General features: G+C 69.5%; 5 protein-coding genes. 3 read left to right on the top strand and 2 right to left on the bottom strand.

Annotated features, from left to right (window positions below; translation table 11 throughout):
- The first annotated feature begins 118 nt into the window (after window positions 1-118).
- Together ACWDEW_RS16575 and ACWDEW_RS16570 are read left to right on the top strand one after the other, a co-directional pair.
- A complete protein-coding gene (locus ACWDEW_RS16575) occupies window positions 119-11,032 on the top strand; it encodes a LamG-like jellyroll fold domain-containing protein (RefSeq protein ID WP_450513487.1) in 10,914 nt (3,637 codons plus the stop codon).
- Between the two features lie 2 nt (window positions 11,033-11,034).
- A complete protein-coding gene (locus tag ACWDEW_RS16570) occupies window positions 11,035-11,751 on the top strand; it encodes a hypothetical protein (RefSeq protein ID WP_450513485.1) in 717 nt (238 codons plus the stop codon).
- Between the two features lie 66 nt (window positions 11,752-11,817).
- On the opposite strand, the gene ACWDEW_RS16565 is transcribed toward ACWDEW_RS16570, so the two are convergent.
- Both ACWDEW_RS16565 and ACWDEW_RS16560 read right to left on the bottom strand, forming a co-directional pair.
- Complete coding sequence (locus tag ACWDEW_RS16565) at window positions 11,818-12,273, bottom strand: DUF6114 domain-containing protein (RefSeq protein ID WP_450513483.1); 456 nt, start codon at window positions 12,271-12,273, stop codon at window positions 11,818-11,820.
- Window positions 12,273-12,971: a DUF6230 family protein gene (locus tag ACWDEW_RS16560; RefSeq protein ID WP_450513482.1), complete on the bottom strand. Its 699-nt coding sequence runs from the start codon at window positions 12,969-12,971 to the stop codon at window positions 12,273-12,275. Before ACWDEW_RS16560 ends, ACWDEW_RS16565 begins: the two co-directional genes overlap by 1 nt.
- A 698-nt stretch (window positions 12,972-13,669) precedes the next feature.
- Here ACWDEW_RS16560 and ACWDEW_RS16555 point away from each other — a divergent pair.
- On the top strand, window positions 13,670-14,323 hold the full coding sequence (locus tag ACWDEW_RS16555; protein ID WP_450513480.1) for a Tat pathway signal sequence domain protein: 654 nt from the start codon (window positions 13,670-13,672) through the stop codon (window positions 14,321-14,323).
- Window positions 14,324-14,329: the final 6 nt, after the last annotated feature.

Here is a 14,329-nt window from a genome sequence, read left to right as displayed (position 1 = left end):
TCTTTGGCTCCATTGGCCCGGGATATACGGCTGTCCCGGTCCGTCGTCCCGCTGATAGAGATCCGGCTGTCCGGAGTTGGATGTGGGGTACTGCTGGGGGGCAACAACGATGGGCCGCTTGTGGAGATCCGTCCGGCATGTGCCGACGGCGCTGAGAGCGACGGCGTTCGTGGCGGTCGCCGCACTGGTCGCGGTGCAGGGCGGCCAGGCCGCCCAAGCGTTACCAGGAACGGCGGCCACCCCCGCCACCCCGGCACAGCGGACCGGCACCGCTGCGGGCAAGAAGCACACGGTCCCCGCCTCGGCGACGAAGAGCAGAGCCGGAACCACGCTGCCCAACTCCGAGCCCGGCCAGGTCAAGGGCGCGGTGGGCGCGTACAAGGCGCACGGCGCGAAGAGCGGCCCGGTGAACTCCGGCAGCAGGATCCACAAAGCCCCGAAGCCCGTCGCCGCACGGGCGACGAAGAAGCATCAGGGCTTCGTCGCGTCCACCAGCGTGGAGCAGCCCAAACTCGACACCGCCACCACGACCGTCTTCAGGAACGCCGACGGAACCTACACCGCGCAGGTCCATACGCACGCGGTCAACTACCGTAAGGCAGATGGCAGTTGGGCGCCCATCACCGCCGCCACCAACACTCCCGCCGGCCCCCCGGGAACGGCCGACGCGGCCTCCTACCGGACGGCGGCCGTCGCCGCGGGCAACCCGACCGGCCAGGGCAACGCGTCCTCCTCGACCTACGTCGAGTCCGGCGTCACCCAGAACTTCAACGGCAACGGCCAGCTGTACGTCGGCAAGTACCAGAGCCACGACTACAACTCGTTCCTCCAGTTCAGCGGCCTCGGTACCCAGTTCGCCAACGACTACGTCGTCAACTCGACGCTCTGGCTGGACACCGAGTACTCCGGTCTGGACACCACCGGAGCCTGCTCCGCCCAGGCGGTGAACGTCTTCCCGGTCAGCGCCTCCTGGGACCCGGCGAAGATCAACACCTACCCGGGCCCGGGCTACGGGGCGCAGGCGGGCAGCGCCTCCTTCGCGGCCGGCACCGACTGCTCCAACGGCCGCCAGTGGGAGGGTATTTCCCTCGACACCAAGACGGTCATGAACTGGGCCCACGGCTGGGCGCCGAACTACGGGCTCGCGCTCACCGCGGCCAGTACCGCCGCCGCGGCCAAGGAGTTCTACGCCGACGACCCGTACCTGGCCATCGAGTACACGCCCAACGGCGCCGGCGCCTCCTACTCCGAGGTCAGCTACGCCTCGCCGTGGAACAATCAGCCCGGCTGGGGCAAGGTCACCGTGCAGAACCGCGGTACGGCCACCTGGACCCCGACCAACGGCTACAAGCTCTCGTACCAGCTCTACACCGTCTCCGGCACCACCCGCACCCTGCTCACCAGCCCCGCCTCCACCCCGGCCGCGATGCCCTCGGCGGTCGCGCCGAACAAGCCGGTCACCGTCACCGCGTCCATCCCCGCCCTCACGGCCGGGCAGACCTATCTGATCTGCTGGGACATGTCCTACAACGGGACGCTGTTCTCCACCTACGGGGTCCCGCAGACCTGTTACTCCCTGCCGGTGGTCAACAACCCGCCGATCGTGGACACGTTCACGCCCGGCAACAACGGCTCGGTGTTCAGCCTCACCCCGACGCTGGCCGTGACCGCGCACGACCCGGACAACTACCCGGGTACCGCGCTCAGTTACTCGTTCAACGTCTACGCCAACGGTTCGACCACCGCGCTGGCCTCCTCGGGTGCGCTCACCACGCCCGCCTGGACCGTCCCGGCCGGCAAGCTCGCGTACGGCAAGACGTTCTACTGGACCGCCCAGGTCAGCGACGGCAACGCCGCCTCGCTGTGGTCCGCGCCCGACTACTTCACCATTCCGGCCGCGCCCCAGCCGCTCGTCACCGCGCATCTCGGCGCGGCCCCCTACGACGCCACCGTCAAGGGCGTCGACCCGCAGCTCGGCGACTACTCGACGCAGACCACCGACGCGACCATCCCGGGCCCGTCCGACGGCCCGACGCTCAGCGTCCAGCGCACGTACAACAGCCTCGACCCCGGTGTGTTCAAGGCGTTCGGCGCGGGCTGGTCGTCGTTGCTGGACATGCGCGCCACCGAGGACGCGGACGGTTCCGGCAACGTCGTGATCACCCTGGCGGACGGACGCCAGGAACGGTTCGGTGCCAACGGCGACGGCACCTACAGCCCGCCGGCCGGCGACTACGCCGTCCTGTCCGCACCGACGGGTGGATACGGCACCTCCGGCTTCATGCTGACGGAGAAGTCGGGCACACGGTACTTCTTCCAGGACCAGAACACCGATCCGGTCACCGGTCAGACCTACTGGGGTCTGACCCAGTACGGCAACCGCAACGGTCACGGTCTGGACATCCAGTGGCTGCCCGTCACCCTCACCCTTCCGGACGGCAGCACCATCAATCCCGAGGAGCCGACGGGGGTCGGCTACAACCTGGACCAGGACAACGGTTTCAATGCCGGTGACCACAACACGGCCGACATGCCTGTCACGCTCCAGCTCACCTGGGGCATCCAGCAGGTCACCGCCTCCGACGGCACCGTCAAGAACGTCCCGCACGTCGACAAGGTCACCTCCAAGCCGGGCCTGTTCGCGACCACCCGCAACCCGTGGGCGTACGGCTACGACTCCGCCGGTGACCTCACCTCGGTCTGCCCGCCCGCCACCAGCAGCACCACCGCGTCGGCCTGCACCCGGTACAGCTACACGTCCGGCTCCGGCTCCGGGTCGCACTTCGCCTCGATGGTCCTGGACTCCAACCCCACGGACTACTGGCGGCTCGGCGACGCGACCGGCTCGGCCACCGCCAAGGACGGCGTCGTCGCCAACGAGAGCACCACCGACGCCACCGCCGCCAACGTCACGTTCGGCCAGGCGGGCCCGCTGGCCGGCACCTCCGCCACCGCGGCCTCCTTCAACGGCACCAGCTCCTACCTGGCGCTGCCCGACAACCTGCCGGCCAACAGCAGCAACCTCGCCGTCGGCATGTGGTTCAAGACCACACAGGCGGGCGGCACGCTCTTCTCCTACCAGAGCGGAAAACCCGGTACCTCCGTCACCTCCGGCTACGTCCCCTCGATATACATCGGCACCGACGGCAAGCTCCGCGCCGAGTTCTGGAACGGACACGCCGCACCGATGGCCTCGCCCAACGCCGTGAACGACGGCAAGTGGCACTATGCGGTGCTGTCCGGCGCCCGTACCGACCAGACCCTGTACCTGGACGGCGCCAAGGTCGCCACCCTCACCGGCACCACCATCAGCTTCGGAGCCTGGCCCTACACCACCGTCGGCGCGGGCGAACTCGCCGGAACCTGGCCGTCGGTCCCGACCGGCAACGCCCTGGGCTGGTTCAACGGCCAGATCGAGGACGTCTCCTTCCTCCAGCACCCGGTCGGCCTGCCCGCCGTCCAGCAGGAGTACGCCTCCGCCACCCTCGCCGCCCGCGAACTGACGGGCAGCACCCTGCCCTCCGGCAAGACCGCGCTCGCCGTCGGCTACGACGCGCTGACCGACCGCGCGTCCACCGTCACCGACGCCGACGGCGGCGCCTACCAACTGGCCACCCCGGTCACCACCGGCAGCAACAACTACTACTACGGCGCCGTCCGCGGCACCCGGCCCGCCCACGACTACCCGATGACCGAGTCGTCCGGTCTCACCGCCGCCGACCAGTACGGCGTCGACCGCCCGGCCGGCGGCGCGTCCGACGGCATCTACAACGACGTCATGCTCGGCGAACCCGGCATCTTCGGCCCCGGCGGGGACTCCGCGGCCGGCTTCAACGGCACCGACTCCTCCCTGTCACTGCCCACCGGAGCCCTCGACGACAGCAGCGGCAACGCCTCCGTCGCTCTCTGGTTCAACACCAAACAGGCGGGCGGCGTCCTCTTCTCTTACCAGAACGCCCCGATCGGCTCGGTGCCCACCAGCTACACCCCGGCCCTCTACATCGGTACGGACGGCCTGCTGCACGGCCAGTTCTGGGACGGCACCACCTCCCCGATGGCCTCCAAGGCGGCGGTCAACGACGGCAACTGGCATCTCGTGGTGCTGACCGCGAGCGGCACCGGCCAGACCCTGTGGCTCGACGGCCAGAGCCAGGCCACCCGCACCGGCAAGACCATCGCGGGCCAGGTGAAGACCTGGGGCGAGACCACGGTGAGCGTCGGCGCCGGATACATCGCCGGCTCCTGGACGAAGCCGCCCACCAACGCGCAGGGGTACTTCAACGGCGAGATCGGCCAGGTCGGGATCTACCAGACCGACCTCGGCCAGAGCAGCGTGGAAGCCCCGCTCGGGCTGTACACGGCCAAGGGCTCGGCCACCCTGCTCACGCCGTCGACCACGCTGACGGTCACCGATCCCGCGCAGCACACCGAGACGTACACCTTCGACCCGTCGAACGGGAACCGCACCACCGCCATCACCGACGCGGGCGGCGGCCGGACGACGTACGCCTACGACTCCCTCGGCTTCCAGGACGCCGTCACCGACCCCGACGGGCACTCGACCAGCCGTCAGCACGACACGTACGGCAACGTCCTGGCGACGACGACCTGCCGCCAGCCGAACTCCTGCCAGACCTCGTACTTCAGCTACCACACCAACGCGGCCGACCCGATGGACCCGCTCAACGGCAAGGTCCTCTACGCGGCCGACGCCCGCTCCGGAGCGACCGGCACCGCCAACCCGGCCTACCGGACGGCCTACACCTACACACCGTTCGGTGCCTTGGCCTCGGTCACCACGCCCCCGACCCCGGACCACCCGACCGGCCGGACGACCAGATACACGTACTACAACGACAACGAGACCTTCACGGACAACTCCGGCGTGCCGTACACCGAGGTGTACGGGATGCTCGCCACGGTCACCGACCCGAGCGGCAAGGTCACCCGCTACCACTACTGCGGCACCGGGTGGGACGGGAAGGTATGCAGCGAGAGGGACCCGTCCGGCCAGATCACGTACTACCTGAACGACACCCTCGGCCACCTCACCACCAAGGCGGTCAGCTCCGACACCTACCCGGTGACGTTCACCTCCACCGGCGCGCCGGCCGGCGGCGTGCAGACCCAGTACACCTACGACCCGCTGGGCCGGACCCTCACCGAGACCGGCCCGGCGACCACCGACGCGGTCAGGGGCGTCACCCACACTCCGAAGACGACCTGCACGTACGACGCGGACGGCGATCTGACCGGCACGTCGACCGCCGACACCACCGGCCAGGACACCACCCGCGCCACGACCTACGCGTACGACGACAACGACCGCGTCAAGACCGTCACCGATCCGGCAGGCCAGGTCACCGCATACACGTACGACACCTTCGGCCGGAAGACGACCGAGACGAACCCGGCCGGCACCACCTACCGGTACGCCTACTCGCCGACGGGTCAGCTGCTCACCACCACCCTGCTCGGCTGGACCGGTGACCCGACCACGCCCTCCGACCCGACCGACCTGGTCGTGGAGTCCCGGGCCTACGACCCGGCGGGGCGGCTCGCGTCCGTCACCGACTCCATGGGCCGGACCACCGCCTACAGCTACTTCGACGACAACCTGCTCCAGTCCCAGACCGACGCCTCCGGCACGTCCATCGCGACCACCACCAAGGCCTACGACTACGACGCCGCCGGCAACATGACGTGGGAGTGCGACGTCTGGTCCGGCACGGCCTGCCTGAAGCAGACCCAGTACACGGTGGACGCGGCCGACCGGACGACGAGGACGGCGGTCGACCCGTCCGGTGTCAGCCGGATCACCGTCAACACCTTCGACCCGGACGACAACGTCCTGTCCCGCATCCTCACCGGGGGCGGCCAGACCCGGCAGATCGGCTACTCCTACGACGCCGCCGGAAACCGGACCGCCCAGTCCGTACGGACCGACACCACGGGGCCGACCGGTTACTGGCCGCTCTCCGAGGGTGCGGTCACCGCCGCCGACTCCTCCGGCAACGGCTTCACCGGCACGCCGTCCACCGGCACCTCCTGGGGGCCGCCCGGCAGCAACTACACGTCGTTCAACGGAACTTCCGGCGCCGTCCTCACCAGCGGCACATCCGTCGTGGACACCACCAAGGCCTTCTCCGTCTCGGCGTGGGCCTACCTGAGCGCCACCAGCACCACGAAGGACTTCACGGTCGTCAGCCAGCAGGGCGCCCAGAACAGCGCCTTCCAGCTGGAGTACAACCACACCACCAAGTCCTGGGCCTTCGTCCGCGCGAGCAACGACACCACCACGGCGACGAGTTACGTCGCCAGCGCCCCCACCGCCGCCACCGCCGGCACCTGGACCCACCTGGTCGGCGTCATGGACGCGCTCGGGAACCTGAGCCTGTACGTCAACGACGTCGAGGTCAGCGGCAACTGCCTCAACTGCACCCTGGTGACCGACCCCACGCCGATGGCCAGCACCGTGGGCGTGGCGATCGGCCGGGGCAAGGCCGCAGGCGCCTCGGTCAACTGGTTCGCGGGCCGGGTCCGAGACGTCCAGCTCTACGGGCGCGAACTCAAGCCCAACGAGATCGGCCAGCTCTACGCCTCGGCCACCACCACCGGTGAGTCCCCGGTCACGGTGGGAGCGGCGGGCTGGTGGAAGCTGGACGACGGTGAGAACCCCTCGGCCGGCGACCACTCAGGCGCCGGGAACGCCGGCACGCTGAACGCCTCGACGAGCTGGTCGACGGAGAACGGCGGCTCCGCCGTCTTCGCCGGGGCCGGCCAGATCGCCACCGGCGGCCCGGTGGTCGACACCACCAAGAGCTTCTCGGTGTCCGCGTGGGCGAAGATCACCACGACCCCGGCCGGCACCTGGCAGACGGTCATGGCCCAACAGGGCACCCAGGCCGCCGGGTTCTCCCTCGACTACAACCCGACCGCGGGCCGGTGGGCGTTCGACCGGGCCACCACCGATGCCGCGTCCCCGACCCTCGCCGGTGCCACCTCCACCGCCGCCCCCACCCTCAACACCTGGACCCATCTGGTCGGCACGTACGACGCGAGCAGCGGCAAGATGACGCTCTACGTCAACGGCACCGCCCAGAACACGGCGACGGACACCACGCCCGTCGCGAGCTCAGGACCGTTCGTCATCGGCCGGGGATACGCGGCCGGCGCTGCTGCCCAGTACCTCAACGGCTCGGTCAGCAACGTCCAGACGTACAACCGCGTCCTGTCCGCCACCGAGGTCGCCGCGCTGCACACATCGGCGGCCGGCACCGCGGGCTCCGCGCCGCTGACCACCACCTGGAGCTACGACCAGCGCGGCCTGCCGGTCACGATGACCGACGCACGCGGCAACGCCGCCGGCGCCACAGCGTCCGCGTACACCACCGCCTACGTCTACGACGAGGACGGTCGGCTCACCACCACGTCCTCGCCGCCCGTCAGCACCGAGACCGGAGGGGGCGCCGCCCAGCAGACCGTGGCCGTCGCCGAGTCGGGCTATGACACCTTCGGCGAACCGGTCGAGACCGACGACGCCGACGGCGACATCGTCACCACCACCTACGACCTCGACGGCCGCGTCCAGGCCGTCTCCCAGCCGGCGTACACCCCACCGGACGGCTCCGGCGCGATCACCCCGACCACCTCCTACACCTACGACGCGCTCGGCGACGTCCACACCCAGACCGACCCGCTGAACCACACGGCGTCGTACGTCTACGACCAGCTGGGCGACCGCGTCCAGCAGACCCTGCCCGGCGGCCTGGTCACCCACGTCGGCTACGACACCGACGGCGAGGTCCTCAACAGCACCGACCCGACCGGAGCCAGGACCGAGGCGACCTACGACGCGCTCGGCCGCAAGGCCACCAGCACCCAGGTGGAGCGCAGGCCCGCCCCGGTCGCGTACACGACGAAGTACGGCTACGACGGACTCGGCGACCTCACCTCCATCCAGGACCCGCTGGGCAACACGGCCACCGCGACCTACGACGCGCTCGGCGAGACCAGCACCGTCACGGACGCCCTGAGCAACACCACCTCGTATGCCTACGACGTCGCCGGACAGGTCGCCAGGACCACCGCCGCCGACGCCACGGCGGTCACACAGAGCTACGACCAGGCCGAGCGGCTGGTCGCCACGGCCCAGCTCGACGCGACCGGCGCCACCCTGGCCTCGACCTCGTACGGCTACGACGCGGCGGGCAACCAGACCTCGGCCACCGACGCCCGACAGCACACCACCACGGCGACCTTCGACGCGCTGAACCGGACCGTCAGCCAGACCCAGCCGGTGGACGCGAGCACGTCGATCACGACCGCCTTCGGCTACGACGCGGCCGGCAACGAGACCCGCTACACGGACGCCGACAAGAACGCGACCTACTACACCTACAACCCGCTGGGTGCGCAGGAGACCAGCGTCGCCCCCAGCGTCACCGGCCTCACCTCGGCCGCGGACCGCACCACGACGTTCTCCTACGACGCCGACGGCCACGAGCACACCATCACGCGCCCCGGCGGGGTCAAGCTCACCGAGTCCTACGACGACAACGGAATGCTGACGGCGGAGACCGGCAGCGGCGCCGAAAGCGCCACCGCGAGCCGTGCCTTCGGCTACGACGACGACGGCCGCCTCACCTCCGTGTCCGCGCCGACCGGCACGGACACCTTCACCTACGACGACCGAGGACTCGTCCTCACCTTGGGCGGCCCCAGCGGCACGGCGAACTACGCCTACGACGCCAACGGCGGAATCAGCAGCCGCACCGATGCGACCGGCACCGCCACCTTCGGCTACGACGCCGACGAGCGGGTCAACAGCGAGACCGACCCACTGACCGACACCACGGCGACCCTGACCTACACCCAGCTCGGGCAGCCCAAGACCGTCGCCTACGGCACGAACGGCGCCACCCGCGGCTACGACTACAACGCGCTGCACCAGCTCACCTCCGACGTCCTGAAGAACCCCTCCGGGACGACGGAGGCATCGGTGGCGTACACGTACAACCCCGACGGCCAGATGGCCACCCGGACCACCACCGGCACGGCGGGCTCCGGCACCAGCGCCTACGACTACGACTACGCGGGCCGCCTGAAGTCCGCCACCACCGGCTCCTCGACCACCGCGTACGGCTACGACTCCAACGGCAACCGCACCAGCGCCGGTACGAGCACGGCCGCGTACAACGCCCGCAACGAGCTGACGTCCGTCACGTCCGGCTCTACCACCACCACGTACGGCTACACCGCGCGAGGCACGACGTCGAGTGTCACCTCGGGCGGCGCCACCACCACGTACACCGCCGACGCCTTCGACGAGTTGACCGCCACCAGCGCGGGCGGCGGTTACACCTACGACGGCCTGGGCCGCCTGGCCACTGCCACTTCCGGCGGCTCCACGCACACCTTCAGCTACGCCGACGGCACGAACAACGCCGTCTCCGACGGCACGCAGGACTTCGCCCGCGGCGCGGACGACGGCCTGCTGGCGGTGAGCGCGGCGGACGGCACCTCCCCACGGCTGGCGCTGACCGACAGCCACGACGACGTGACCGCCACCTTCACCGCCACCGGCTCGGCGCTCGCCGGCTCCACCGCCTACGACGCCTACGGCACGCCCACCGCCACCAGCGGCAGCCGGACCGACCTCGGCTACCAGTCCGGCTGGACCGACCCGGGGACCGGCTACGTCAACGCCGCCGCCCGCTGGTACAACCCGGCCAACGGCGACTTCACCAGCGCCGACACGGTGAGCAACCCGCCCACCCCGGCCGTCAACGCCAACCCGTACGCCTACGGCGACGACGACCCGTTGGACGCCACGGACACCTCCGGCCACGACGCCTGCACCAGCGACGACATCAAGGCCCAGGAGGAGGCGTACGAGGCGCAGCAGGCCTATCTCAAGCAGTGGCAGGCGGGTGCCTGGGACCGGATGGAGAAGTACGCCCAGGAGGGGCACGAGGCCTGGGAGCGGGAGAACGCCCGGGAGATGGCCCGCAACGCGGCCGACGAACAGGCCGTGCAGCAGCAGATCGCCGACCAGGAGCGGCAGTTCCAGAACGAGTTCGACGAGGCGATGAACTGGCAGCCGTCGACCCACTCGACCGGCCAGGGCTCGGGATCGGGCAGCGTCTCCTACGGCAACTCCTATGGCTCGTACGGCTCTTACAGTTCCTCCGGGGGCAACTACTCGTCCCTCTACTACGGAGTCGCGCTAGGCGGCGCGCTGTCCTACGGCTACGGCGCCGCGGGCTCCGCGAGCGGCGGGGCCGCCGCCGGGGGCCTGGAGGCGGTCGGCGACGTCATCTGGGAGGAACTGGCCTCCGCCGGCGCCGAGGAACTCCTCTTCGGCCTCGTCCTCGCAGCCTCGGCAGCCGACGACTGCGGCGCCCACGGAGTTCCGACCCGCCCCAAGAACCAGAACCTCGGCGGCGTCAACACCACACCGGTCATCGGCACCACGCCGGACGAGGATGCGGCCGCCGCGGCAGGGCATCTCGCGACGAGTTCGACGGCCGGTGCCGATACCGAGACCGCTACGGCCGACAGCGGAGGACTGGGCGGTGGCGGGGGAACAGGCGGGGGTACGACCGCGGTCGGGGCGGAAGGATGCGATCCGGGCGAGATCCTGACGTCGGTAGGATGCGAGGACCCCGACGACACCATGAGACGCGCGGTGAAGGAAACGTACGACCAGCTTCGGGCGAATCCCAGCATGGCGCTCTCGGAACTGTCCGACGCAGAATTGGACTACCTGATGGACAACCCCGGGATGGGGCAGGCGAACTTCGGAAAGGCCCTGGAGCGGGCGGTGGCCAGGCACCCGGACGTCGCGCCGTACTTCATGCAGGTGGGAGGCGCGTCCATGCCGGACTTCGTAGGACTCCCCAACCTTGAGATGTACGAGGTCACCACGGACACTCTCGCTCAGATGATCAAGCATTTCGCCAGGTCGTATGTGAACCCCATGACCTACATCACCTATCCCGGCGTTCCGTACGGATTCGGAGTGTTCTAGCGGTGCAACCGTCCAGTTACAAGAAGCTGCCCGGCAGCACCGGTGCGCTGCGGGCGGTGCCCGGCACGGTGGTTGAGGACCTGCATCTCGACGGGTACGAGATTTTCGGAGGGTCCGCGGAGGCCGTCGACGATCCCCGGCGGCGCCCCGTCTTCCGCCGCGTCACGCTGCGCGACTGCAAGGCGCGGGCCTGCACGTTGGAAGGCGCGCTGCTCGACGAGGTCACCGTTGACGGGCTTGTGGTGGACGACGACGAGCTCCTGCGCGTCGCGGCATGCGCGTTCCGGCGAGTGGTGCTGCGCGGGGCGATCCGGAACCTCCTGGTCGTCCCCGGTCTGGGCGTTCACCCCGGGCACCTTCCGCAGCTGTACGACCGGGCCAACGGCGAGCACTGGGTGGAGCTCCTCAGCGAGGGAGACTGGGCGCTGGACATCTCCGAGGTCTCCGGAAGCCTGAGCCTTCGACCCGGAATCCCTGCCCGGCTGATTCGACGGGATCCGCTCACCCAGGTGGTGATGACGTCCGAACAAGTCGCGAGCGGTGCCTGGCGGGCCGTCCGCGGAATCGAGCGGACTCGTCTCCGTACGCAGATCCATGTCTTCGGAGTGTCCGGCTGTCGCGACACCGTACTCATCGTCGACAAAGCGTCGGCGGACCTGGCCGAGCAGGTCGACATGCTGCGGGAGCTGCAGAGAATCGGCGCGGTTCTGCCGGACTGAATAGTCTCCGGCCCGAACATGGGGAAGAGGCGGACCGAGGGTCGTCGGTCCGCCTCTTGCGCGGATTCAGGCAGGCTCTCCCGCACCGTCCCCGAAGCCCTGCGCGGCAGCCCGCGCGGCCTTGCGCCGCTTGCGCCGGCTCACCCGCGGTTCCTGGTCCGGCAGCCAGCCGAAGATCATGCAGCTGCCGACGGCCCCCAGGATGAGGCCGACGAAGAAGCCGCCCAGGTTGGAGGTGACCCAGCTGCCCAGGGAGCACAGGATGCCGACGATGGAGTAGAAGAGGCGTTGCGAGGGGCTGAAGAGGGTCAGCAGGCCGCACAGCACCATGACCGCCGGCAGCAGATAGCCCGCCACACCCTGCATGCCGACATGGATGACGACCTTCAACGAGGCCTTCACGGTGAGCAGGATCCACCCGCCGCCCAGGGTCAGCAGCAGCCCGCCCAGGAACGGCCGACGGGCCCGCCAATCGCGGAAGGCGGGCCGCCACCCCTGATGTGGAGTGTCTGTGCCGGACATCAGCAACCCGTGTCGCTGAAGCTGAGTTTCAGGCCGGGAAGCGTGAACGTCCCTGCGGTGGTCTTGTAGTTGGTCTGCCGCAGGTTGTCGATGTGCACGGTGTCGGCCTGCTGGCTGAAGACGCCGATGGGGCCCTGGACCCCGGCCTTGGTGAGGGTGCTCGCGTCGTTGCCGATCTCGATGTTGTTGAAGGACGCGTCGCCCGTCAGCAGGGTCGAGTCGGTGGTCAGATCGGTCGCCTGCACCTTCGACGAGCCGCTGCCCGCCTTGATGAGCAGGTTGGTGCCGCCGAGGTCGACGCTCTGGCACAGGGTGTCCAGGGTCGCCTTCTTGATCGCGGAGGTGACGACCAGCACCTGGCCGCCGGTGTCACCGGCGTTCGGGCTGCCGTCGGCCATGGTGTCGAGCGCGCCGAACTGTTCGAAGCCGGTGCCGTCGAGCGACTTGGCGGTGACCGTGAAGGGCATGCCGGAGATGTAGAGCGTCACCCCCAGCGCCCCCTGGGCGGTCAGGACCGCGATACCGGCGAGAGCCAGGGTGGCCGGCACAGCCATCATGGCGGCCCGGCGGCCCCGGACCCGTCCTCGTCTGGGTGTTCCTCCGGTGCCCCCGGTGGTGTCTGGTGTTTCGGAAAGAGAACCGCTTCCCGGGTTCTCAGGCGTGTTGTCGGCGGACGGAACGTCCGGGGACTCGGCCATGTCTGCTCCCATGTGCTGCTCTGGTTCAACGCGAGTTGATATCGAAGTGGCGCGTTGTCCTGGCGCGGACAGCGAGTGCGGCGCAGCCATCCTCACAACTCCCGGCGGGTGCAAGGGCTTTCAGGTTACGCAGCAGTAGCCGTCGAGGAAGTTACCGGGGGTTACATTCGAGGGTCAAGAGAGTTGTGGAAAAAGAGTGTTGATGATGTGCCACCTGTGAGGCAAGGCCTCTCCGCGATCTCGCGGGCCCGGTGACCGCACCCCGATCAGCACACCAACTTGACTTGCACGTCTTGACGTTGACGGACACTCAGGTCTACAACTCTCCCTTGTTTGCCGGATCCGTGGCGCCGGATCCGGCACGTGGCAGGAGCCGCGTTCCCGGACTTCCCTTTCCACCAGGGCACTTCAGCCCACAGAGTCCGAAACCCCCGCGGCCCGGCACGGCCGCTTCCCCCCTGGCCCGTGCCGTCCGCCCCACCGCCCGGCCCGGCCGGAAGCCTTCAACCCCCGTGGGCCTCCGGCCGGTCACCGGCCGGCCGGCGTTGTCGGCCCGTCGCGTACGGAGAAGGCGTCACGGGCCGGCCACGGCGAACTCGCGCGCCCCAACCCCCAGTTCACCCACCCTCGAAACACCCCCAGTTCCCCACCCCCCAAAGAACCCCCCGGTTCCACTTCGGAAGAAGAGGTACACCCGCATGCGCACTCGCACCGTCCTCACCCTCGTCGGCTCCGTCGCCGCGCTCACCCTCCCCTTCACCGTCCCGGCGTCCGCCGCCGACACCCCGGTGCTCACCACCGGCAGCCTCGCCGGTACGCCCGTCGCCGTCGGCGATGTGCTGACCGCGCCCCTGGCCACCGGCACCAGCGCCACCCTGTACTCCAGCGCGACCGGCACCAGCGGCATCAAGTGCACCTCGTCGCAGTTCACCGCGACCGTCACCGACAACCCGACCGCGCCGGGCACCGCCACCGAGTCCGTCTCCGGGCAGAGCTTCGACAGCAGCAGCTGCACGAGCAACGTCCTCGGCGTCACCGGTGTCACCAGCATCACGGTCGACAACCTGCCCTACACCACCGCGGCCGCCTCGGACGGCACCCTGACCGTCACCCCGGCCAGCGGCTCCACCATCCAGACCACGGTCAAGCTGAAGACCCTGCTGGGCAGCATCACCTGTGTCTACCAGGCACCCAGCCTGAGCGGCACGGCCAGCAACACCGACACCAGCATCAACTTCACCAACCAGGCCTTCACCAAGACCTCGGGCTCGTCGCTGTGCTTCAGCGCGGGCTACTTCACCGCGAAGTACGCCCCGGTGACGGACAACGGCGCGGCGGTCTACACCAACTAGGCAGTA

Source organism: Streptomyces sp. NPDC001100 (assembly GCF_053598575.1).
This window is presented reverse-complemented; position numbering and strand designations above follow the sequence as displayed.

Coding starts and splice junctions, on each gene's coding strand:
- ACWDEW_RS16565 (WP_450513483.1), bottom strand. CDS start 12,273: ATGTCCGGCACAGACACTCCACATCAGGGGTGGCGGCCCGCCTTCCGC.
- ACWDEW_RS16560 (WP_450513482.1), bottom strand. CDS start 12,971: ATGGCCGAGTCCCCGGACGTTCCGTCCGCCGACAACACGCCTGAGAAC.
- ACWDEW_RS16555 (WP_450513480.1), top strand. CDS start 13,670: ATGCGCACTCGCACCGTCCTCACCCTCGTCGGCTCCGTCGCCGCGCTC.